This window comes from Rhodopseudomonas telluris (assembly GCF_042432815.1).
In the GTDB taxonomy this organism is placed as follows: Bacteria; Pseudomonadota; Alphaproteobacteria; order Rhizobiales; family Xanthobacteraceae; genus Rhodopseudomonas; species Rhodopseudomonas telluris.
Map to the genome: position 1 here is coordinate 391,821 of NZ_JBHLWM010000008.1, position 21,209 is coordinate 413,029.

At 66.6% G+C, this 21,209-nt stretch carries 19 protein-coding genes and 1 tRNA gene; 5 read left to right on the forward strand and 15 right to left on the reverse strand.

The genetic code is table 11. The features are described from left to right. Positions 1-43 precede the first annotated feature (43 nt). Positions 44-137 (reverse strand) — tRNA-Ser (locus ACFFJ6_RS19345). 678 nt (positions 138-815) lie between these two features. Here ACFFJ6_RS19345 and ACFFJ6_RS19350 point away from each other — a divergent pair. Next, positions 816-2,285, forward strand: a complete 1,470-nt coding sequence (locus ACFFJ6_RS19350; RefSeq protein WP_378390847.1) for a porin — start codon at positions 816-818, stop codon at positions 2,283-2,285. Between the two features lie 232 nt (positions 2,286-2,517). Here ACFFJ6_RS19350 and ACFFJ6_RS19355 read toward each other — a convergent pair whose 3' ends face one another. After that, on the reverse strand, positions 2,518-4,734 hold the full coding sequence (locus tag ACFFJ6_RS19355; protein ID WP_378390849.1) for a lytic transglycosylase domain-containing protein: 2,217 nt from the start codon (positions 4,732-4,734) through the stop codon (positions 2,518-2,520). A 297-nt stretch (positions 4,735-5,031) separates the two neighbouring features. Here ACFFJ6_RS19355 and ACFFJ6_RS19360 point away from each other — a divergent pair, with 297 nt between their 5' ends. Next, on the forward strand, positions 5,032-5,931 hold the full coding sequence (locus ACFFJ6_RS19360) for a DMT family transporter (protein WP_378392209.1): 900 nt from the start codon (positions 5,032-5,034) through the stop codon (positions 5,929-5,931). A gap of 56 nt (positions 5,932-5,987) precedes the next feature. Here the strand turns inward: ACFFJ6_RS19360 and ACFFJ6_RS19365 are convergent, their stop codons facing one another. Beyond that, the gene (locus ACFFJ6_RS19365; RefSeq protein ID WP_378390851.1) at positions 5,988-6,623 is read right to left on the reverse strand and encodes a BA14K family protein; all 636 of its coding nucleotides are present in this window, start codon (positions 6,621-6,623) and stop codon (positions 5,988-5,990) included. Positions 6,624-6,862: 239 nt separating this feature from the next. On the opposite strand from ACFFJ6_RS19365, the gene ACFFJ6_RS19370 reads away from it, so the two are divergent. Further along, positions 6,863-7,273: an NADH:ubiquinone oxidoreductase subunit NDUFA12 gene (locus ACFFJ6_RS19370; RefSeq protein WP_378390853.1), complete on the forward strand. Its 411-nt coding sequence runs from the start codon at positions 6,863-6,865 to the stop codon at positions 7,271-7,273. A 39-nt stretch (positions 7,274-7,312) separates the two neighbouring features. Here ACFFJ6_RS19370 and ACFFJ6_RS19375 read toward each other — a convergent pair whose 3' ends face one another. Next, positions 7,313-8,017: a DJ-1/PfpI family protein gene (locus tag ACFFJ6_RS19375; protein WP_378390855.1), complete on the reverse strand. Its 705-nt coding sequence runs from the start codon at positions 8,015-8,017 to the stop codon at positions 7,313-7,315. A gap of 129 nt (positions 8,018-8,146) precedes the next feature. On the opposite strand from ACFFJ6_RS19375, the gene ACFFJ6_RS19380 reads away from it, so the two are divergent. Then, on the forward strand, positions 8,147-9,085 hold the full coding sequence (locus tag ACFFJ6_RS19380) for a GlxA family transcriptional regulator (protein ID WP_378390857.1): 939 nt from the start codon (positions 8,147-8,149) through the stop codon (positions 9,083-9,085). Here ACFFJ6_RS19380 and ACFFJ6_RS19385 read toward each other — a convergent pair whose 3' ends face one another. From ACFFJ6_RS19385 to ACFFJ6_RS19395, 3 genes are all read right to left on the reverse strand, one after another. Further along, on the reverse strand, positions 9,086-10,441 hold the full coding sequence (locus tag ACFFJ6_RS19385; protein WP_378390859.1) for an agarase: 1,356 nt from the start codon (positions 10,439-10,441) through the stop codon (positions 9,086-9,088). Positions 10,442-10,543: 102 nt separating this feature from the next. Beyond that, positions 10,544-11,488 (reverse strand): LipP1 family hormone-sensitive lipase, encoded by a 945-nt coding sequence (lipP1, locus tag ACFFJ6_RS19390; RefSeq protein WP_378390861.1) that lies wholly within the window; start codon positions 11,486-11,488, stop codon positions 10,544-10,546. Positions 11,489-11,516: 28 nt separating this feature from the next. Beyond that, positions 11,517-12,296, reverse strand: coding sequence for an SDR family NAD(P)-dependent oxidoreductase (locus tag ACFFJ6_RS19395; RefSeq protein WP_378390864.1), 780 nt, complete (start codon positions 12,294-12,296; stop codon positions 11,517-11,519). Positions 12,297-12,526: 230 nt separating this feature from the next. On the opposite strand from ACFFJ6_RS19395, the gene ACFFJ6_RS19400 reads away from it, so the two are divergent. After that, positions 12,527-13,477, forward strand: coding sequence for a DUF2155 domain-containing protein (locus ACFFJ6_RS19400; RefSeq protein WP_378390866.1), 951 nt, complete (start codon positions 12,527-12,529; stop codon positions 13,475-13,477). 96 nt (positions 13,478-13,573) lie between these two features. On the opposite strand, the gene ACFFJ6_RS19405 is transcribed toward ACFFJ6_RS19400, so the two are convergent. The 8 genes from ACFFJ6_RS19405 to ACFFJ6_RS19440 form a co-directional block, all read right to left on the reverse strand. Beyond that, positions 13,574-14,734 carry a S1C family serine protease gene (locus ACFFJ6_RS19405; protein WP_378390868.1) on the reverse strand — a complete coding sequence of 387 codons (1,161 nt, stop codon included), beginning with the start codon at positions 14,732-14,734 and terminating at the stop codon, positions 13,574-13,576. 146 nt (positions 14,735-14,880) lie between these two features. Beyond that, positions 14,881-15,201 carry a hypothetical protein gene (locus ACFFJ6_RS19410; protein WP_378390870.1) on the reverse strand — a complete coding sequence of 107 codons (321 nt, stop codon included), beginning with the start codon at positions 15,199-15,201 and terminating at the stop codon, positions 14,881-14,883. Between the two features lie 122 nt (positions 15,202-15,323). Beyond that, positions 15,324-15,998, reverse strand: a complete 675-nt coding sequence (gene aat / locus ACFFJ6_RS19415; protein ID WP_378390873.1) for a leucyl/phenylalanyl-tRNA--protein transferase — start codon at positions 15,996-15,998, stop codon at positions 15,324-15,326. Between the two features lie 43 nt (positions 15,999-16,041). Further along, positions 16,042-17,259: a citrate transporter gene (locus tag ACFFJ6_RS19420; RefSeq protein WP_378390875.1), complete on the reverse strand. Its 1,218-nt coding sequence runs from the start codon at positions 17,257-17,259 to the stop codon at positions 16,042-16,044. A gap of 197 nt (positions 17,260-17,456) precedes the next feature. Next, complete coding sequence (locus tag ACFFJ6_RS19425) at positions 17,457-18,128, reverse strand: spermidine synthase (protein ID WP_378390877.1); 672 nt, start codon at positions 18,126-18,128, stop codon at positions 17,457-17,459. A gap of 13 nt (positions 18,129-18,141) precedes the next feature. Next, a complete protein-coding gene (locus ACFFJ6_RS19430; protein ID WP_378390879.1) occupies positions 18,142-19,230 on the reverse strand; it encodes a sensor histidine kinase in 1,089 nt (362 codons plus the stop codon). Next, positions 19,227-19,670: a response regulator gene (locus tag ACFFJ6_RS19435; RefSeq protein ID WP_378390881.1), complete on the reverse strand. Its 444-nt coding sequence runs from the start codon at positions 19,668-19,670 to the stop codon at positions 19,227-19,229. Before ACFFJ6_RS19435 ends, ACFFJ6_RS19430 begins: the two co-directional genes overlap by 4 nt. Further along, on the reverse strand, positions 19,667-21,199 hold the full coding sequence (locus tag ACFFJ6_RS19440) for a sensor histidine kinase (protein ID WP_378390882.1): 1,533 nt from the start codon (positions 21,197-21,199) through the stop codon (positions 19,667-19,669). The genes ACFFJ6_RS19435 and ACFFJ6_RS19440 overlap by 4 nt, the downstream gene beginning before the upstream one ends. Positions 21,200-21,209: the final 10 nt, after the last annotated feature.

Consider the following 21,209-nt stretch of genomic DNA (forward strand, 5'->3'; position numbering starts at 1 on the left):
CGCGTCGTCTGTTGAGCGGGACGGCGATGATTCGGCTGGGAGCTGGCGGAGACGGAGGGATTCGAACCCTCGATAGGGCTTTACAACCCTATAACGGTTTAGCAAACCGCCGCCTTCAGCCACTCGGCCACGTCTCCGGCTGGCCCGATATGCCCGACACGGTCGCGGGCCGCAAGCACGATTCCACGCTTGATAACCGAGACTTCCGGATCGGGCGCCGTTCGTCCCCATCTTCGTCTCTTTAAATGGCGAGCCTTGCTGGGCTGACGGAGCCCGGCGGGAACTTTCCGCGCGCGGGAAGCAAAAGATCGCGGAACTTCGAGGTTCCACGCTGCGGAGATTCGCGGTTCGCCGAGGATTCGAATCTTAGATGAGACGAGATTCGAAGCCCGACGTCGGCCAACGGATGCCGATCTCGACCGTGGCCAAGATCGGGCGATTTTGTGCATGGCGGCATCGCGCTCCGCGCCGGTCGTAAAAACAGCAATTAAAACAATCGCTTACGCAAGTTCCAACGGCGTCCGGCAGTGTTATTTGTGCAACACCCCCCTAAAAACGGCCGCACTCGGACGCTTCTGCGGCGTTCCTTTGTTGCGTGTGCATCACGCTTAGGTAATTCTCGTGACTGCGACGGAGGGGGGCATCCCGAGGTCGTCCCGTATTAGGTGGTTCGCTTAAGTCCCTCGCGTTCAGCGGGTGTGTCCGAAGGCGCGAAGCGACTAGGCGGGTTTGATTGGGACAAGGGGACCACCCTGCGGGTGCCGTGTGCATCCTGCGGAAGTAACCTTCCCTAGAGAGCAAACTTGGAGGTTTACATGAAGATGGTTAAGGGCCTTTTCCTTGGCTCGGCGGCGGCTCTCGTCGCCATGAGCGGGGCGCAGGCGGCTGATCTCCCGTTGAAGGCCAAGGCGGTCGAATACGTGAAGGTCTGCTCGATCTATGGCGCCGGCTTCTACTACATCCCGGGCACCGACACCTGCATCAAGCTCGGCGGCTACCTGCGCGCCGACGCGACTCTCTACGGTTCGAGCAACTACAACGCGCCGGCGTGGAACGGTGCGGCTGGTGCGAAGAGCCGCCTGGCGAACAACACCATCATGTACATGCGCCAGGACATCAACATCGATACGCGCACCGCGACCGAGTACGGCGTGGTCCGCACCTACTTCGATGCGACCTTCAACTGGGGTTCGGGTGGTTCTTCGGGCGGTTCGACCGGCATCGCGTCGGGTTCGCTCGGCGTGTACTACGCCTTCATCCAGTTCGCCGGCTTCACCTTCGGTAAGGCCGTGTCGCAGTTCGACACGCCCTGGACCGGTTATCCGGGCAACAACACTTCGTTCCTGATCGGCGGCTACGACGACGTCACCGGCATCAACCAGGTGTCGTACACCGCGCAGTTCGGCAACGGCGTGTCGGCCGCGATCTCGCTCGAAGATCAGTCCGCCTACCTGCAGTCGGCGCTGTACAACACCTCTGGCCTGACCCTCGCGGGCTTCGCCACCGGCGTCTACGGCACCAGCTCCTACGCTGGCACGCAGATCCCCGACATCGTCGGTCAGATCCGCGTCGACCAGGCCTGGGGCCTCTTCCAGTTGTCGGCCGCCGCTCACCAGGTTCGCGCCAGCTACTACAACACCGCTCTCGAGACCTCGGGCCACCCGAGCGACACTTGGGGCTACGCGGTGCAGGGCGCTCTGTCGATCAAGAACCTGCCGACCGGCCCCGGCGACAGCTTCAACATCACGGCGACCTACTCGAACGGCGCGACCCGTTACGTCATCGGCGGCGTGACCGGCAACTCGTTCGCGATCTATGGCAGCTCGAACATCGGCTACCAGAGCCTCGCTGTTGCGGCTGCGGCTGACGGCATCTTCGCCGGCACCAGCAACCTGAACGGCACTGGCATCGAGAAGACCTCCGCCTGGGGCGTCCGTGGTGCGTTCAACCACAACTGGAACCCCTACTGGTCGACCTCGGTGTTCGGTTCGTACTCCGCGATCGACTACAACGGCACCGCGACTTCTCTGATCTGCGGCGCCCCGGTTGCCGGCTTCACCTGCAACCCGGACTTCAAGATCGCTCAGATCGGTACCGTCACCCGCTGGACCCCGGTCAAGAACCTGACCCTGTCGGGCGAAGTGATGTACACCTACCTCGACCAGAGCTACGGCGGCACGCTTGCCCTTCCGGCGGTTGCTGCGGTTGCGAAGCCGGGCGCCGTGTACGAGTTCAAGGACCAGGGCGTCTGGAGCGGCAACCTCCGCGTTCAGCGCGTGTTCTGATCCGGCTCGTTCCGCAAGGAACAGTCTGCGAAACCCCGGCGGGCAACCGCCGGGGTTTTTCGTTGTGAGCAGGGGCGACGGTCGCGCGCTCACGACGAGCGCAGCTCGGGCGGCGGCGTCCAAGGATGAACCGATTTCTATTGCGATGATTGCCGCACTGCGCGGGCGGCTGAACGTCGTTTTGATCGGCGTCCGACTTGGCTGGCGACGAAGACCGCGCCGCTTCGCGCGCTTACTCGACCTTTTCGGCCCCGCGACGCAGGTCGGCGTCGATCTGTAGTCGGCTGCCGCCGCCGAATCGCGCGCGATAGACCTGAAGGTTCTCCATGATCCGCTGCACGTAGTTGCGCGTTTCGGAGAACGGAATCAGCTCGACCCAGTCGACCGCGTCGACTTTTGGATCGCGTGGATCGCCGTAGCGCTCGACCCATTTCCGGACGCTGCCGCGGCCCGCATTATAGGCCGCGAAGGTCATGATGTAGGAGCCGCGATAGTCCTCGAGCAGACCGCCGAGCTCGGCGGCGCCGAGCGCGGCGTTGTAGACCGAATCGGTCTTCAGGCGCTGCAGGTCGTAGCTGCAGCCGTGGCGGCGGCAGACATACTTCGCCGCGTCGGGCGTCACCTGCATCAGGCCGTAGGCCTGGGCCGGCGAAACGACGGCGGGATTGAAGCCGCTTTCCTGCCGGGCGATCGCATAGACGATGGCTCGCTCGACCTCGGGGCCGATCTGCCGGAATTGCGGAATACCCGACATCGGATAGGCATAGTGATCGAACGGCAGGCCGCGGTTCAGCGCCGCCTTGCCGACCAGCAGCATCGCGCGGCCGTCGTTGTTGCGGGCGGCAAGCTCGGAGAGCCCGAGCAGGGCGTCGACATCGCCGTTTTCGCCGACGTCCGCATAGATCGGAATGGCGACGTCGCCTTCGCCGATCGCGTAGAGCAGCTGCACGGCGCGTACCACCTCGAGCCGTTCGACTCCGCGGCCCTGGCTGGACGGCTGGGCGCTCAGATCGAGATGCGGCAGGCCGAGTTTGGCGCGCGCCAGTTGCCCGTAGTAACTGGTCGACTGAGCTGCAGCGGCCGAGTAGGCGGCGCGAGCGTCCTGCGTCCGGCCGATCGCCTCGGCGGCGCGGCCCTGCCAGTAACCGGCGCGGGCCAGCGCGGTGGGATTGGTCGTATCGGTACCGATCCGGGCGAAGTGCTGCGCGGCGGTCGCGGGATCGTTGAGGAAGCGCAGCGCGATCCAGCCGGCGGTGAATTCGTGCTCGGTCTTGTACACCTCGCGCGTCGGCGTCGCGGCGTTGCGCGCCACCAGATACGCGAGCCGATAGTCGCCGATGTCGATCAGCTTGCGCGCGAGCAGCCGCCGCTCGATCCACCATTCGTCGAGATTGTACAGCCGGTTCGGATCGCGCGGCACGGTCAGCATCAGCCGGCCGGCCTCCGCGATCTTCTCGTCGCGGCGCAGCAGCTGGATCCGCGCGAACATATAGCCGGGGTCGCTGTGCAGATCCGACGGCACGTCGTCGAGCAGCGCCTTGCCCTGCGGGGATTTGTTATCGACCGCGAGCCGCGCCTTGCCGAGGGCGAACTGAGCGGCACCGAGCCGCTTGGCCGCGCGCAGGCCGGGCTCGTTGTCGTTGCCGTACAGAAACGCGTCCATGCGCGCCTTGTGATCGCTCGGCGTCAGCAGCGCGCCGAACATCTCGATCGCAGTGGTCTCGTTGGCGGCCGACATCGTGTCGTTGCGCCAGGCGTCGCGCACGAGTTGTTCGGCGGTACGGCGGTCGCCGCGCGCCAGCACCGCGCGCGCCAGCGCCAGCTTGCCCTTGGCGGACAGCGGCATTTCGCCCTCGAAATAAGCCAGCACCGCCGAGTCGTCGCGCTTGTCGTCCCACAGCGCCGCTTCGGCGCGGCGGCGGAAGAAGGTTTGCGACGGCCAGCTCGGATTGGCGCGCACGAACGCCCGATAGCGCTCGACGCTGGCGCCGTTGTACTCGGCGCGCAGGATGATCCACTCGGCGAGCTTGCGCGCCAGCGGATCGGAAATCGTGTCGGCCACCTGGGTCGCGTCGGCGGCCTTCCGCTTGCGCACCATCTCGATGACGCTTTCAAGCGCCTCGGCATCGGCTTGCGAGGTCTGGCTCGTGGTGGCGACCGCGGACCGCGTCGCCGGCTTTCGCGTCACGATCGGCGGCGTGCCGTGCGCGTGCGAAGGCGCCAGGGTCGGCGCCGTGAGGGCGGCGTTGGCGAGTTGGCCGGAGGGCTTCGGCACCGATGCGACGGTGGCCGGCGCGGTCTTGGGGACGATGCTGCGCGAGATCGGGCGCGGCTTCGGCAGTGGGACCTGCTTCGGCGCAGCCTGCGTTTCGATCGACACTCCGCTCAAGCCAATGCTCAGCGCCAGCGTCGCCGTCGAGACGCGCAGCGCTGACGCGAAGGCGGCCACGCGTCGGATGGATCGGTTATGAGGCAATCTCGCGGGTCCCCGGTGAGCGGGCGATTCGTGCGATTCTGTCAGCATCGGCTGGACAAGTGAAGGCGTTCGGGTGTCCCGGAACGTACGCTGCTTCCGGTTGCAGCCGATGAGAGCGGCGAAAACACGGCAAATCGCTCAATGCTGCGTGACGCGGGGCCGCCGCGCGACGAAATGACTCGTCCTGATCGCGGCCGCTTTAGCGGTGGCCGTCATGCGGCTTTTCAGTCATCGTCGTTCGAAAAGAAACACCGGGGGGACGACGCGACCATGACGACGTTTGAATCCGCGCCGTTGCGCGGCCGCATGTCGCCGGCGGGACTGGCTTTTCTGGCCGTCGCGTCGATCGGCTGGGGCCTCAATTTCCCGATCATGAAGCACCTTCTGACCGAATGGCCGCCACTGACCTCGCGGGGCCTGTCCGGCATTGTCGGCGCGGTGGCCTTGGCGCTGATCGCCGGGGCGCGCGGGCAGGCGTTGCGCGTGCCGCGCGTCTTGTGGTCGCGGCTGCTGCTGGTCTCGCTGCTGAACATCGGCGGGTGGGTCGCATTCATGGGGCTGGCGCTGCTTTGGCTGCGCGCCAGCGACGCCGCAGTGCTCGGCGTGTCGATCCCGCTGTGGGTGGCGTTGGTCGCGTGGCCAATTCTCGGCGAGCGTCTGTCAGCGACCCGTGCGGTGGCGCTCCTGATCGCACTCGGCGGCATCGCCGTGCTGATCGGTGGCGGCGGCCTGGATGCCAGCGTGGACAAGCTGCCCGGCATTCTGTGCGCGATTGCCGGAGCGATCTGCGTCGCGCTCGGCACCGTGCTCACTAAACATTTCCCGCTGGCCTTGCCGCCGCTGTCGCTGGCAGCCTGGCAGGTGGGGATCGGCTGTATTCCGGTTGCGATCGCCGGGCTCGCGCTGGAGGACGCGCATCTTGCGGCGCTTTCGACCAGCGGCTGGGCGTCGATGATCTACATGACGCTGGTGCAGTTCTGTGTCTGCTACGTGTGCTGGTTTGCCGCGCTGGAAAGACTGCCCGCGGCCACGGCCTCGATCGGCACGCTGCTGGTGCCGGTGGTCGGCGTACTGGCGGCGTCAGCGATGCTGCACGAAACGCTCGGGGTCAGAGAACTCGTCGCGCTTGCCGTCACGCTCTGCAGCGTGGCGGTCGCGCTGCGATCGTAACCGCAACGAAAACGGCGCCCCGAGGGGCGCCGTTAGCGAGTTCAATGACGTTCTGCTTACGGGCAGGGGTGCCGCCGGCCGTCGTAGCCGAGGTAAGTGCCCGAAGCCGGGTCGTAGGACTTGTAGCGCTGCGAGCAGTACGCGTCGTCGCGATCGCCGCCGCCGGGAACGACCGCCACGGTCGGCTCGTCGTAGTACCCGTAGTAACCCGGGTCATTGTAATAATACGACGATCCATAGCCGCCGACGAACGCGCCCGCATAGGCACCCGGCCAGTAGCCGCCACCGCGCCAATGCCGGTGACCGTTCCAGCCGCCGCCGTGCCAGCCGCCACGGCCGTAGCCGCCGCCATAGCGCGGGCCACCACCGCCCATCGAGGGGCCCGGGCCGACATTGCCGCCGCCGCGACCCACCGCGCCACCGATGCCGTATCCGCCGCCGCCACGGGCTGCGCCGATCGCGGCGCCGGCGACGCCAGCACGTCCACCGCCCATCGCGGCGCCCATGCCACCACCACCACCACCGCCCATCGCGGGACCGCCGCCACCGCCTCCGCCTCCGCCGCCTCCGCCACCACCGCCGCCACCAGCAACGGCGCCGCCGATGCCCTGGGCATGGCTGACGTCAGCAGTGGCGAGCGGCATGGCGATAGCCAGCGCCGCCACGGCGGTTAGGGTTTTGAAATTCATCATTTGGGGCTCCATCGATAGGTTTTGTGTTTGGAACATCTTCGGGACCACAACCCGCAGGGGCGAGCGTCGTTCCGGTCTGTTCTCTTTCGGTCCCTCAGTCTGATAGATGCTGCCTGACCCCTTCCTGAACAAGAGTTCCGGCCCGGAACCGACGCCAGTGTTCGAAACCAGTCGCAACGGCTGGACATTCGGGGCGGCGGGTGGCATCAGGGAAACTGTCGCCGCCCATGGATGCGCTCATGAAACTGTTTCTGCTGCGGATTTTTACCTGGTGGTCGGGCTTTACGTTCGGCACCCAACTCTGGACCTGGCGGTTTGGGGAGCTCGTCGGCACCGACGAGACCGGCAACCGCTATTTCCGCACCAAGGGCGGCAAGATCGACCCGACGCTCGGCTTCGAGCGGCGCTGGGTCCTTTATAACGGCTATGCCGAGGCCACCCGCGTTCCGCCGGCCTGGCACGGCTGGCTGCATCACATCGTCGACGTGCCGCCGACCGAAGAGACCTATCAGCCCCGTGAATGGGAAAAGCCGCATCACCCGAATCTGACCGGCACGCCCTATGCGTACCGGCCGTCGGGATCGACGCTGGCAGCCGGCCGCCGCCCCAAGGCGACGGGCGATTATCAGGCCTGGACGCCCGGGAGCTGACGCTCCAGGCATCCAGAACCTCGATGAGATGACGGCGGCTCAGGCCGCCGTTTCTGTTTGCGCGCTCAACCTTGCTGCCGCGCGAGCGATGGCTTCGCTTCGGGGCTGCCGCGCGCTCTGCATCCGCGCGCGAAGCAGGCTGACGACTTCCTCGGGCGCGGTGTCGGGAGAGCCGGCGTTGAACGGCGGCGCCGGATTGTATTCCAGCATCAGCTGGATGGCCTGCGCGGTCGTGCGGTCGGCGAGCAGCGCCGCCAGCGTCAGTGCGAAATCGATTCCCGCGGTGACGCCGCCGCCGGTGATCCGATTGCGGTCGATGCAGACGCGCGTGCATTCGGGGATCGCTCCGAAGGCCGCAAGATCATCGATCGTCGACCAATGCGTGGTCGCGCGATAGCCGCGCAGCAGGCCTGCCGCGGCCAGCACCAGCGCACCCGTACACACGGAAGTGACGTAGCGCGCGGCTGGAGCTTGCTGTCGCAGGAAGGCGAGCATGGCCTCGTCGTTGATCATGTCGTCTGCGCCGGCGCCGCCGGGGACGCAGATCACATCGAGCTGCGGGCAGTCCGCGAAGCTCACGGTCGGCGGCAGCGACAGCACCGTGTCGCTCGAAACCGCGGCGAGGGTTTTGCCGACAAGATGCACCGTGGCTCCCGGGATCCGGGAGAACACCTGCAGCGGGCCGGTGAGATCGAGCTGGGTGACCTTGGGAAACAGCAGCAAGCCGATCTGAAGTGAGCTCATCGAAGCCTCCTTGTTGCCTGACGTGAGATCCTTGACGGGACGATCGTGGCATGCTGGCCTTATGTCCGAAATGACCAATATCCCTCTATTTGAGACGTCTGCTCGCGAGAGGCATCACCGGGGGACCGCATGATCGGCGTTCTGATCTATCCCGATTTCCAACTGCTCGACGCGGCCGGGCCGATCGCGGCCTTCGAGATCGCCGGGCGCCACGTCCGCGCTGCCGATCCGATCCGGATCATCGCCACCACGCCGGGGCCCGTGCGCAGCTCCTCGGGTGTGGAAATGCTGGCGCGCGGCCTGCGCCACGATCGGACGATGCGAACGCTGATCATCGCCGGAGGCGACGGTGTGCGGGACGCGGCGCGGTGTCCGCGGACGCTTGCCTTCCTGCGTGCCGCCGCGGCGCGCGGCTGCCGCATCGCCAGCGTCTGCTCGGGCGCATATCTGCTCGCGGAGGCGGGGCTGCTCGACGGACGTCGCGCGACCACGCATTGGGGCCGCACCCGCGATTTCGTGAAGCGCTATCCGCAGGTGCGCCTCGAGCCAGATCGCATCTTCGTGCGCGACGGCGACGTCTGGACCTCAGCCGGGATCACGGCCGGCATCGACCTCGCGCTCGCGATCATCGCCGAAGATTACTCCGATGGCATCGCGCGGGACACGGCGCGCCAGCTCGTGCTGTCGCAGCGCCGGGCCGGCGGCCAATCGCAATTCTCTTCGCTGGTGGAATTGCAGGCGCCGTCGGGGCGGTTTGCGTCGCTGCTCGCCTGGGTCCGTGAGCATCTCGCCGAGCCGCTTTCCGTCGAGCGTCTCGCCGAAGAGGCGGGAATGAGCGCGCGGCATTTCACGCGCGCCTTCATTGCCGAGACCGGCTCGACGCCGGCGAAGGCCGTCGAACGTCTCCGCATCGAGGCAGCGCGAACGCGCGTACAATCGACCAGCGAGCCGATCGAACGCGTCGCGGAGGAAACCGGCTTCGGCGATCCGGAACGGATGCGCCGCGCGTTCATCCGTGCATTCGGCCAGCCGCCACAGGCGGTGCGCCGTGCCGCCCGTGCGGCTTGATCATGCGGCCGGCGGCGTCACGATCCGCCTGGCTGCCGATGCGGCGGCTTCGTGCAGCCATTCGGCGTCGTCATTGACGACGCGCATCGCTTCGGTCAATTCGGGATAGACCTCGTCGTTGATGGTGACGACGCCGTAGTTGGAGTTCTCGCCGTCCCAGCGGCCTTCGGCTGGCTGATCGGCGTGGACGAACCAGTGATAGCCGATCAGGTTCGGATGCCGCAGTCCGGCGCCGACATAGCGCGCGAAGCCTGCGGCGCGGTCGGCCTGCGTCTCGACACGCGGGCCGGCGCCCTGGGTGTTCGGCAGCCCGGCGTCGTCGCCGCGGAACGAGAATTCGCCGATCAGGCAGGGCCGTCCGGTCGCCGCATAGGACTCGATTACCGGGCCGGGCAGCGCGTCGTAGCAATTGATGCTGATGACGTCGCAATGTCGGCCTGCGGCTGCGATCACTTGCGGCGGCGGCACATAGGCAAAGCGGCTGCCGAGCACGAGGTGATGCGGCGCCGCCGTGCGGATCGCCGCGGCACTGACCGCGAAGTAACGCTCCGCCAGCAGCCCGGCGAAGGCATCGCAATCGGCGAAGTAGCGCGCGCGCGACGGATCGCGCTCCTGCGCGTGATCATGGGTGAGAAAATTGCGGTTGAACGGCGGCGGAGCGACCGGCTGGCTAGCGAGATCATCCCAGGACGTGAGAGACAGCCGCCAAGCCGTGTTGAACGCCGCGACATCCTTGTAGCGCTCGCGCAGCAGCGCAACCGCGATACGTCGCGTATGTGGCGCGGCGGCGTCGCGCAGGATGGTCGGTAGCAGCTCGTTCTCGCCGCGCCAGTCCGGCCCCCATTGCAGCTCGTTGTCGATGAACCAACCGAGCACGCTGGCGTCGTCGCGTAACGGTCCGCAGATCTCGAGCGCGCGCTTTTGCGCAAACCGCTCGAAGGCGGGATCGAACAGGTCGCACTGGGGCCAGCCGCGTCCCTCCGCATAGGCCGTCGCCAGATAGACGACACCGGCCGCGCAGGCGAGCGGCGACGTTCCTGCGCGAGCCAGTTCCGGCTCCGACCAGGCGCCGAGCGTATTGAAGCCCCAGCCGTGCAGGCGATCGGCAGCCGCGCGGCGCCAGGCCTCGCGGCTCGGATATTTACGCAGGCAGGCTTCGCGATATGGCCGCCGCTCGGTGCCCTTGATGTTGTCGTGATCGAATTGCACCGACACCACGCCCTTCGACAGGAAGCGCCCACCATCGGGATCGATGAACCACCACACGCCGCCGATGTGAGCGACGCGGAAGAAGCCGGTCGCCTCGGCCTTGTTCGTGGCGAGGCCGCCCCAGCAGGTTCTTGGAATGTCGGTCATTGCAGATCAACGCGCCGCGCGGCCGGCGCGGAGCCCTCTCGTTGGAGAGGGCATCCTTGCCACCCGGCCGCATGGCGACGTTGATGCGGGTCAATCCCGCCGCTACAGCGCCTTCAGCCAGTCGCCGATTTCGCTGACGGCGACATTCGCCTGCGGCAGCAGCTTGCCCATGGTGAAGAAGCCGTGAAACTGCCCCGGATAGGTCCGGTGCTTCACCGGCACGCCGGCGTCTTCGAGCCGGCGGGCATACTCGTCGCCTTCGTCGCGTAGCGGGTCGGCACCGGCCGTGATGACGAAAGCGGGCGGCAGGCCGGCGAGCGTCTCGACACGCGCCGGGGAGGCACGCCAGTCCTCGGCGTCATGGCTGCCGGTGAGATAGTGATCGCGAAACCAGCGGATGACCGAGTGTGTGAGCAGCACGCTGGTCTCCGGCTCGCTGTGCGACGGATGGCTCATCGCGAAATCGGTCGCCGGATAGATCAGCACCTGGCCGGCGAGCATCGGCCCGCCATGGTCACGCGCATGGATCGCCACCACCGCCGACAGATTGCCGCCGGCGCTATCGCCGCCGACGCTTATCTGCTCGGCATCGATGCCGAGCTTGCGGGCGTTGTCGGCGATCCAGCGAGTCGCTGCGATGGCATCGTCGACCGCCGCCGGGAATTTGTGCTCGGGCGCGAGCCGGTAGTCGACCGAGATGACGATGAGCTGGCCTTCGTCGGCGATGGCGCGGCACACCACGTCGTGGGTGTCGAGATTGCCGATCACCCATCCGCCGCCGTGGAAGAACACCAGTGCCGGCGATACGCCGTCGTCCTGCCGCAGCGCCTTCGGCGTGTAGACGCGCGCCGGAATGTCGCCGGCCGGGCCGGGGATCGAGATCGATTGCACCGATGCGAGTTCGCGCGGCTCGGGATTGCTGACGACGCGGGCGGCCAGATAGTAGGCGCGCGCTTCGTCGGCGCTGAGGTCTTCATAGGCCGGGCGTCCGGCGTCCTGGAACGCTTTGTAAACGGCGGCGGCGTCGGGATCGAGTTTGGCTGGCATGGGGGCACTACCTGTTGAGAGAGAATGATCAGCTCGCGACGCGTCCGCCGTCGACCGTGTAGGCCGAGCCTGACACGTAGCTGGCGTCGTCCGAGGCGAGGAAGGCGACGATGGAGGCGACCTCATCGGCGCGGCCGAGGCGGCGCATCGGAATCCGCTCCACCACGCGATCGTTCGGCACCGGTGTCGTGCCGGGATTGCGGCCCTCGACGATGGCGCTCAGCATTCGGCTGTCGATCATGCCGGGGCAGACGCAGTTGACGCGGACGCCGCTATCGCCGCACTCGAGTGCCGCGGTCTTGGTCATGCCGATCACCGCGTGCTTGCTGGCGGTGTAGGCGACGATGTCATTGGAGCCGATCAGTCCGGCGATCGACGCGGTGTTGATGATGCTGCCGGCGCGCTGCTGCAGCATCACCGGCAGCACGTGCTTCATGCCGAGAAAGACGCCGACGACGTTGACGTCGAGGACGCGGCGGAAGGCATCGACCGACGTGCGCACGATCGGCGTGATGTCGCCCTCGATGCCGGCATTGTTGTAGAACACGTCGATGCGGCCGCAGCGATCGACGGTCGCGCGCACGTAGTTGGCGACCTGGTCTTCCTGGGTGACGTCCGCGGTCAGTGTGAGAGCCTGCGCCGAGGCGGGCAGGGTGGACATCGCCTGGTCGAGGGCGGCCGCATCGCGGTCCACCGCGACGATGCGGGCACCGCGTGCGGCGAGCAGGGCGATGGTGGCGCGGCCGATCACCCCCGCGGCCCCGGTGACGAGTGCCACCTTGCCGTCCAGCCGAATTCTGTCGGTCATGTTGTTTCTCCCCGGTTCCTTCCGGTTCGATCCGGAATGGCCTGCGGCTTCGGCCAAGCGCCGCGCCGCGTTCTGCGGGATTATTTCAGGTGGTTCGCGGGATGGCCAGCGTGCAGGGCGCCGCCGCTCGCCCTTCCCCCGCCGTATTCGGCGTGTTAACCGGGACCGATGCAAGCGGCCGAAGCTGTAGAATGTCGCGAGCCTGATTCGTCATTTTGAAGCCGCGCGGAATGTCCCGAAGCCTTTGTCTCGTCGGCCTGGCGGCGCTGATCGCCGCTCCGTTGATCGCGTCCGCGCCGCCCGCGCGTGCGCAGATCGGCAACATCTTCTCGGACCCCGCGCCGCGGCCGCCGGGGGCGATCCCGCGTGGCGGGCCTCAGATGGACGACGAGGAAGAGGTCCCGGATTTGCCACCGCAGGGCCGCGTGCTGCCGGCGCCGACCCGGCCGCCACAGGGCTCGGCGTTGCCCGGCCCGGTGCAGTCACAGCCGCTGCCACCTCCGCCCGGTACCAGCATCGTGCCCCAGACCCCGCCGGCGACCGCCAACGTACCTCCGGCGGCGCCTCAGCCCGGCGCGCCGGGCCAGCCCAACAATGGCGTGGCCACCGCGCCGCCGGGCGCCAATCCGCTGCCGGGCTTGCCGCCGGGTCAGCGCCAGCCGCGCACTGCGCCGCCGTCGCCTGCGACGCTGCAGCCCGGCGACGAGATCGTCACCGAGCCGCCGGCGCAGAAGATCGTCAACAAGAAGGCCAGCTTCACCGGCCTCGACAAGATCACCGGCCGCACCATCAATTTCGACGCCGACATCGGCGAGACCGTGCAGTTCGGCGCGCTGCGGGTGAAGACCGACGCCTGTTACACGCGTCCTTCGACCGAGGCGACGAACACCGACGCCTTCGTCGAAGTCGACGAAATCACGCTGCAGGGCGAGGTGAAGCGGATCTTCTCAGGCTGGATGTTCGCCGCGAGCCCCGGCCTGCATGCGGTCGAGCATCCGATCTACGACATCTGGCTGACCGACTGTAAGAACCCCGAAACGCCGAGCGTCGCCACCGCGCAGCCCGATGCGCCGAAGCCCGCCGCCCAGCAGCCCCAACAGCGCCGTCGCCAACCGCCGCCGCAACAACCCCAGCGGCCAACCGCCCCGCCGCCACCGCCGCCGTTTCCGCAGTTCAGGTAATCCCGGCTAGCGATCTGCCAGCGTCTGGTTCAAGCGTGCCGCAAGGGGAAAGCGACGGAAGGATTCACCGGCCGCTTTCGAGATGTGAAGCCGGGGCTAATTGCAGAGAACTTGGACGGTGAAGGACTTGGCCAGATCGGCGATCGCCTCTGGCGGAAGTTCTCGCGTGCTCACCGCGCCGTTGGCGACGACGCCGCTGCTATCGAGAAAATTCGCCGCGATACTGGATTTGATCGCAAAATTGACGTTCTGCGGAATGTCCTTGGTCGCGGCGGCGACATTCAAGGCGTTGAGTTTCGACACGATCACGCCGATCACGTTGCCATACTTGTCCAGCAACGGACCACCGCTGTTGCCCGGCTGAACCGGAGCCGAAATCTGGGCGAGACGGGTGTCGTCTTCGGTGCCTGTGGTCGCCGTGATGGCGCCTGCCGTGAAGTTTCCAGACGTAGATAGAATACCTGTCAGAGGAAAGCCGAACACGTAGACGGCCTCACCCAAGCGCATCTGATTCCTCAATCCAGGGACGGCAGCCGGCGTCGAGGACGTCTTCAAAATAGCGAGGTCGTTCGTCTTGTCTTTGGCAACGAGCGTCGCGCTGACTGCGGTCCCTCCGGGAGGCATCACGTTGATCGCAGAGCATTCGGCGATCACGTGGTTATTGGTCACGATGTGCCCGTTCCCCGAGACGTAGAAGCCCGTACCTGAACTCTTGGCGTTGCGCTTCGGCTTGGTTTCCGTCGGCCCATCGCGGCGGGAGTCTGTCTGCGCCGTCATGAAGGCCTTCTGGCAGGACAGCACAGCTTCAAGCGCGCGCCGCGAGCCATCCAATGACAACGCGGCGATACGATTGCGATTCAGGAACACGGCCACGCCGCCGGACTCTGCCAACTCCACCATGAACTCGGTCTTCAGGTTGGCGGAGAAAACGCCCTTCTCATTACTCCGTTCGAAGCCGAAGAACTGGCCGTTCCAGCGCGTGCGGCCCATGACCAGTTGCATGTCGTATTGGCCATCGACTTCGACGGATGCCCAGCGCGGATTGGTGAAGGCGATGTAGGCGCTCGGCTTGTCGCCGGCGAAGCCGAACCATACCGTGGTTCGGTCACGATACGTTGCAGCCGCCAGACAGCCGCCGACGCTCTTGCTGAAGCCGACGTCCCACCCCGAGACCGATCCGAATGACTTGTCGATGTTCAAGCCGTCTTCGCAGCGAGCCGGGGATGCCAGCGCCATCGCCGCGATGGCGAGTAACACCGCCGCCTGACACGACCGGACTACACTCCGCAGCACGGATGTGGCGGGTCGATAGGCCTGTCGGGCCGCAGGCATCTGCATCATCGGCTTCATATCGCAATTTGCGGACGACTTGCAGGTCGGTCGCTGGTTCGGCGGCAGATGTCTTAGTCCTTGGCGGCGCGGATTTTCGTTGGAGTTACGCCCGCGAAAGGATCCGACATCGATGCTTGTGACGGTGTCGGGCGCTGACGATGAACGACGTGCCGCCGAGGACGCGCTGTGCGATAGACCCGCGGCTGCTGCTGTTGCGCGATACCATTCGCGATGATCGCGGCGGCGGCGACGCCGGCAATCGCACCAAAGACGGCAGCGCCATCCCGCGCAACGGACCGAGTCGGAAAAGCAACAAGCGAGACCGCGAACGCAGCGGCCAACACCAGCGGCGAAAAATGTCGCGCATTCTTATCAAATCGGATGTTCAGCATGATGCCCCCATATGCCCTGTCCGAATTAGTAGAAAGCGGAGTTGCATCGGTCAAGTGATGACCGCAATGCGGGCGCTACGCACTCGTGTGGGCGCAGGCTGGTGAGCTTGGAAGGCTCGGCGCTAAGTCTTGGCGATAACCGCCAGCGCTTCCGCGCCCGACACCGGCCGCTCGACCGGCAGCGCGCCGAAGTCGGCGATGCCTTGCAGGGAGTCGTCGAGCAGGGAGCGGTAGCGCTGCCGCGGGATTTCGATCGCGCCGAGGCTGCGCAGGTGATCGGTGACGAATTGCGTGTCGAGCAGTTCGTAGCCGCCGGCGAGCAGCCGGGCGATCAAATGCACCAGCGCCACCTTCGAGGCGTCGCGGGCGCGGTGAAACATGCTTTCGCCGAAGAAGGCGCGGCCCAGGCTGACGCCGTAAAGTCCGCCGACAAGGTCGCCGTTCTGCCAGACCTCGACGCTGTGGCAATGGCCGATCTCGTGCAGGCCGATATAGAGCTCCCGGATGCGGCGGTTGATCCAGGTGTCCTCACGGCCCGGCTGCGGCTCGGCGCAGCCATCGATCACCGCCTGGAAGGCGCGGTCGACCGTCACCGTGAAGGCGTCCGAGCGCACCGTGCGTGCGAGGCGAGAGGGGACGCGAAAGCCGCCGAGCGGGATGATGCCGCGCAGCTCCGGCTCGACCCAGAACAGCGTCGGATCGTCGACGCTCTCGGCCATCGGAAAGATGCCGCACGCATAGGCGCGCAGCAGCACTTCGGGCGTGATCTCGGCGGTGGCGGAGTCGCGTGAGGCCATTGCCGGAGCATAGCAGGACGCGGCGCCGGCCGCGACCCGTGGCTCAGCGGATCGGATCCGGCATCCAGCCGAGCAGCGCCAGCATGGCGAAGAAGCCGACGAAATACGCGATGCCGACATGCCAGCCGAAGCGCAGCCACAGATACACCGACTTGCCCTCGGGAAACATGTTGGTGAGCGCGACGCCGGCCGAGGAGCCGAACCACATCATCGAGCCGCCGAACCCGACCGCGTAGGCGAGGAAGCCCCAGTCGTAGCCGCCCTGTTTCAGCGCCAGCGCGGTCAGCGGGATGTTGTCGAAGCCGGCCGAGACGAAGCCGAGGCCGAGCGCGGTCTGCCAGCTTGCCGTGGGCAGGTCCTCGACCGGCATCAGCGAGGCGGCGGTGACCAGCGCGAGCAGGAAGATCGTGCCCTTCAGCGTCGAGGGCATCAGCTCCCAGTCCGGCCGTCGGATCGGCGCGGTGATCAGCAGCACCGCCCAGACGGTGAGGCCGAGCAGCGGCAGCGTGTCGAGCAGCGCCGGGAATTTCACGTTGGCGACGATGTTGGCCGCCAGCGCCGCGATCAGGATCGCCGCCACGATGCCGACGCGGCCCCATTCGATCTTCAGCCCGCGCGGCGGATCCTTGACGATCGGCGAGAAGGTCTGCTGCTGGATCGAGGCCGGCACGGCGAACAGCAGCAGTGCGACGCCGGCTGCCACATAGGCTTCCACCACGCTGAGCGGGCTGACGCCGGCGATCCACATCATTGTCGTGGTGGTGTCGCCGACTACGCTGCCCGAGCCGCCGGCATTCGACGCCGCGACGATCGCGGCGAGATAGCCGATATGCACACGGCCGCGGAAGACATGCCGCGCCACCATGCCGCCGATCAGCGCCGCGGCGATGTTGTCGAGGAAACTCGACAGCACGAACACCAGCACCAGCAGCACGACGGGGCCCTTCCAGTCGTCCGGCAGCAGCGCCGGCATCTCGTCCGGAATGCCGCTCTTCTCGAAATGCGCCGACAGCAGCGCGAACCCCATCAGCAACAGGAACAGGTTCGCCAGCGTCACCCATTCGTGCTGCAGATGCAGCGCCAGGCCGAGCACGCCGGCGCCGGTCTTGAACCCGGTGAACAGCAGCTTGTAGCCGGTGATCGTCGCAAGGCCGGCCAACGCGATCGCCAGCGTGTGGCGATGGAAGATCGCGACACCGAGCAGCGTCAGCGCGAACAGGATGAAGTCGAGCGGGATGCCGAAGACCAGGACTGGAGTCACGCCGGCCTCGTCGGATGAGCAGGCGGCGCGGCGTGGCTCAGGGCGGTGTCGTGAGGTCGCACTATCAAGGCATCGATCCCGGCGAAGAACCGCCGGCGCGCTCCCCCCGAGGCGCCGGTCCGGCGCGGCGGAAGCTGCCCGAGCTGCGACAAAATGGCAAGATAGGCCGGCCCGACGCTGCCTAGGCCTTTCGGCCGTCAGCTCCGCACGGCGAGCCAGATCCAGTGCCGCGCCCCGCCGCGCTTGCCGACGGCGCGCACCGGCACTTCGTTGACGGCGAACCCGCTCTGCCTCAGCCGGCGCGTGAAGCCGTCGTCCGGTCCCGATGACCACAGCGCCAGCACGCCGCCGTCGCGCAAGGCTGCGCGGGTCGTGGCGAGGCCCGAATGATCGTAGAGACGATCATTCGCCTTTCGCGACAGGCCCTCGGGCCCGTTATCGACGTCGAGCAGGATGGCGTCGTAGCGGCCGGCGCCGGCCTGGATCAGTTCGCCGACGTCGCGGGCGATGAGTTGCACGCGCGGATCATCGAGGCTGTCGCCGTAGAGGGTGGCCATCGGGCCGCGCGCCCAGTCGATCACCTCGGGGACCAATTCCGCGACCTCGATCACGGCATCCTTGCCGAACACCGCGAGCGCGGCGCGCAACGTAAAGCCCATGCCGAGCCCGCCGATCAGCACGCGGGGCCTGCTGCGGCCTTCCAGTTTCTTGCAGGCGAGGGTGGCGAGCGCTTCTTCGGAGCCGCCGAGGCGGCTGTTCATCAGCTCATTGGAGCCGAGCTTGATCGAGAATTCCTCGCCGCGCTGCATCAGCCGCAATTCGTCGCCGCCGGGGATCTGCGCGGTGGCCAATTTGGTCCAGGGAAGCACGGAGCGTCACTCGTCAGGCGGCGGCCGGGGTCGGGGCGGGCGCAGGGGTGTTGGTGCGGCGGAAGCGGAGCACCATGCGTGTGCCCGCATGCGCCGGGTCGCGCGCCACGCTGGCCTCCAGCTTGGTCGCCATCGCGTTGACGATCCGTTGCCCCATGCCGGTCGATTGCGGATGAGACTTCACGCCGAGGCCGACGCCGTCGTCGGAGATCGCCAGTTCGAGGTCGTCGCCGTCGGCCTTGAGATCGACATGGATCGGTCCCTGGCCTTCGGGATAGGCGTATTTGACGGCGTTCATCACCAGCTCGTTGACGACGATGCCGATCGCCACCGCCCGATCCGGGTCGATCTCGACGGCTTCGGCGGTCAGCGTCAGCCGCGACATCCGATTGCCTTCCGCGGACCGGCGCAGGTCTTCGAGCAGCGATTCGAGATACTGGTTCAGCATCACGCTCTTGAGGTCGTGCGACGTGTACAGCCGTCGATGCACCTGTGCGACCGCCGCGACGCGGCCCATCGCATTGGTGAGCGCCGCTTTGACTTCGCCCTCCTTGCTCGAGGAGGCCTGCAGATGCAGCAGTGAGGCGATGATCTGCAGCGAGTTGCCGACGCGGTGGTTGACTTCGCGCAGCAGCATCTCGCGCTCGGCCGCGAGCGCGGCGTAGCGATCGCGGGAGGCGCGAACCTCGGCTTCGGCATCGTCGCGCGCCTTGCGGATGACCGCCTGGCGTAGCGCCTGGTCGGCGGCGACCTGCAGCAGGGGAATGAAATCGCCCTGGGTGTCTTTCACCAGATAGTCCGCCGCGCCGGCCTTCAGCGCGGTCACGGCGATGCTGGAATCCTGGGAGGCCGTGACGAACACCACCGGAGGCGCGTCCGGAATATTCTGGATCTGCTCGAGCGTTTCGAGGCCGTCGAGGCCCGGCATGTACTGATCGAGCGCCACCACGTCGATGCCGCCCTCGCGCAGCCGCGCCAGTCCGGCTTCGCCGCTCAGCACATGCTCGACCGCAAAGCCCTGCCGCCGCAGGCCGCGCGTCACCAGCCGGCCGAGCGCCTCGTCGTCGTCGATATACAGCAGGGTCGGCGTTACATGGGTCATGTGGTTTCGGGTTGGGGGACCTGGATGACCGAAAAGAACAGGCCGAGCTGACGGATCGCGTTGGCGAAGCTTTCGTAGTTCACCGGCTTGGTGATGTAGACGTTGCAGCCGAGTTCGTAGCAGCGCTTGATCTCCTGGGCGTCGTCGGTGGTGGTCAGGACCACGACCGGCGTGCACTTCAGATGATCGTTCTCCTTGATGCGGCGGAGAATATCGATCCCGCTGGCGTCCGGCAGGTTGAGGTCCAGCAGCACCAGCAGGGCACGGTCGCGATGTTCGATGCCGGTGCCGTCGGGGCCGAACAGATAGTTCAGTGCGGCTGTACCCGAGGTGAACGGGATGATCTCGTTGTTGACACCCGAGCGGCGGATGTTGCGTTCGATCAGGCGGGCGTGGCCTTCGTCGTCCTCGATCATGAGGATTGTAACTGGATTGCTCATGAGCGGGGTTCCCGGTTGGTTGCCGCAGTCCATTTCATCGGCAACGTGATGGTGAATGTCGAGCCCTCGCCGAGGGCGGAGCTCACCGACATGGTTCCGCCGAGCCTCCTGACGAGCGCACGGACGTGAGCGAGCCCGATCCCCTGACCGGGCCTGTCTTGTGTACCGGCCCTGCGGAAAAGATCAAAGATTCTCTGATGGTCTTTCGGATCGATTCCACGGCCATTGTCGGTGATCTCGAAGATCGCGAAGCCGAGCTTCTGCCGGCCGCGGATGCGGATGTCGCCGGGCACGCCGGACTTCAGATATTTGAGCGCGTTGTCGATCAGATTGGAGAAGATCTGTTCGAGGGCGAGGCGGTCGCTGACGATGTCCGGCAGCGGCTCGATCCGGATTTCGGCGCTTGCTTCCGCGGCCTGATGCGCCATCGTTGAGGCGATGTTCTCGATCAGCTCGCGGGTGTCGATCGGCACCGGCTGAAACTGCCGGCGTCCCTCGCGGGTCAGATTGAGGATCGCGCTGATCAGCCGGTCCATCTTGCCGATCGAGGATTTGATGAAGCCGAGCGCCTCGGTGAAGTCGTCCGACAGCTGCTGGTCGGGCTGGGTCAGCTCGGGCTCCTCGTCGGCATCCGCCTTTTCCGGCATCTGCTTGTCGGCGACCTCGCGGCTCAACGTCGCAATGCGACGGAAGATGTCGCCGCGCAGCTCCTCGAGTTCGCTGGTGAAGCCCATGATGTTGACCAGCGGCGAGCGCAGATCGTGGCTTACGATGTAGGCGAAGCGCTGGATCTCCTCGTTGGCCTCGCGCAGGTCGGCGGTGCGTTCCGACACCGTGGTTTCGAGATTGAGGTTATTGTCCCGAAGCTGCGATTCCGCCTCGTCCCGGGCCCGCGAGGAGCGGCGCACCAGGAAGATCGACAGGCCGGCGAGCATCAGCACGAGGCCGGAGCCGGTGGCGGTGACGATGGAGGTCAGCGACTGGCTGCGGTCGGCGGCGGCCGTGCGCATCACGAAGAGCTTGTTCTCCTCGGCGCGCATCGCCGCCATGTAGCTGGCGAATTGGTTCATGGCTTCGCGGCCATTGGAGTCGCGCACGGCTGCCCGCGCCTGATCGGCCTGGCTCGCTTGCGCCATCGCGATCAGTTCGCGAAATTTGGTGAGCCGGGCGTCGGCGAGCGGGATAGTCTTATCGATCAGCGGGCGTTGCACCGGATTGTCGGCGACGAGTTCTTTCAGCCGGGCCAGCATGGTCGGGACCTGTGCGGCCGATTTGTCGAACTCTTCGACGAATTCGGTCTGACCGGTGAGCAGGAAGCCGCGCTCGGCGCTCTCGGCCCGGCGCATTTCCAGCTGGGCGAGCGAAATCTGGTTCTCGACCTCGAGCGTGTGGGCGACCCAGGCGCTGTCTTCGCGAGCCTCCCGAAGCAGGAAAACCGACGCGACGCTGATCAGGATCAGCAGCGCGAACGACAGGGAGAGCAGGGTGATTTGAATGAAAGCGCGACGGCGCGTGGCTTCCGGCGTCACCGCGCGCCCT

Excerpts from the sequence above, each read along its gene's own strand:
- ACFFJ6_RS19395 (WP_378390864.1), bottom strand. The coding sequence starts at position 12,296 with ATGACCGACAGAATTCGGCTGGACGGCAAGGTGGCACTCGTCACCGGG.
- aat (WP_378390873.1), bottom strand. The coding sequence starts at position 15,998 with ATGGCCTCACGCGACTCCGCCACCGCCGAGATCACGCCCGAAGTGCTG.
- ACFFJ6_RS19410 (WP_378390870.1), bottom strand. The coding sequence starts at position 15,201 with ATGCTGAACATCCGATTTGATAAGAATGCGCGACATTTTTCGCCGCTG.
- ACFFJ6_RS19435 (WP_378390881.1), bottom strand. The coding sequence starts at position 19,670 with ATGAGCAATCCAGTTACAATCCTCATGATCGAGGACGACGAAGGCCAC.
- lipP1 (WP_378390861.1), bottom strand. The coding sequence starts at position 11,488 with ATGCCAGCCAAACTCGATCCCGACGCCGCCGCCGTTTACAAAGCGTTC.
- ACFFJ6_RS19370 (WP_378390853.1), top strand. The coding sequence starts at position 6,863 with ATGAAACTGTTTCTGCTGCGGATTTTTACCTGGTGGTCGGGCTTTACG.
- ACFFJ6_RS19365 (WP_378390851.1), bottom strand. The coding sequence starts at position 6,623 with ATGATGAATTTCAAAACCCTAACCGCCGTGGCGGCGCTGGCTATCGCC.
- ACFFJ6_RS19350 (WP_378390847.1), top strand. The coding sequence starts at position 816 with ATGAAGATGGTTAAGGGCCTTTTCCTTGGCTCGGCGGCGGCTCTCGTC.
- ACFFJ6_RS19430 (WP_378390879.1), bottom strand. The coding sequence starts at position 19,230 with ATGACCCATGTAACGCCGACCCTGCTGTATATCGACGACGACGAGGCG.
- ACFFJ6_RS19380 (WP_378390857.1), top strand. The coding sequence starts at position 8,147 with ATGATCGGCGTTCTGATCTATCCCGATTTCCAACTGCTCGACGCGGCC.
- ACFFJ6_RS19375 (WP_378390855.1), bottom strand. The coding sequence starts at position 8,017 with ATGAGCTCACTTCAGATCGGCTTGCTGCTGTTTCCCAAGGTCACCCAG.
- ACFFJ6_RS19385 (WP_378390859.1), bottom strand. The coding sequence starts at position 10,441 with ATGACCGACATTCCAAGAACCTGCTGGGGCGGCCTCGCCACGAACAAG.
- ACFFJ6_RS19360 (WP_378392209.1), top strand. The coding sequence starts at position 5,032 with ATGACGACGTTTGAATCCGCGCCGTTGCGCGGCCGCATGTCGCCGGCG.
- ACFFJ6_RS19400 (WP_378390866.1), top strand. The coding sequence starts at position 12,527 with ATGTCCCGAAGCCTTTGTCTCGTCGGCCTGGCGGCGCTGATCGCCGCT.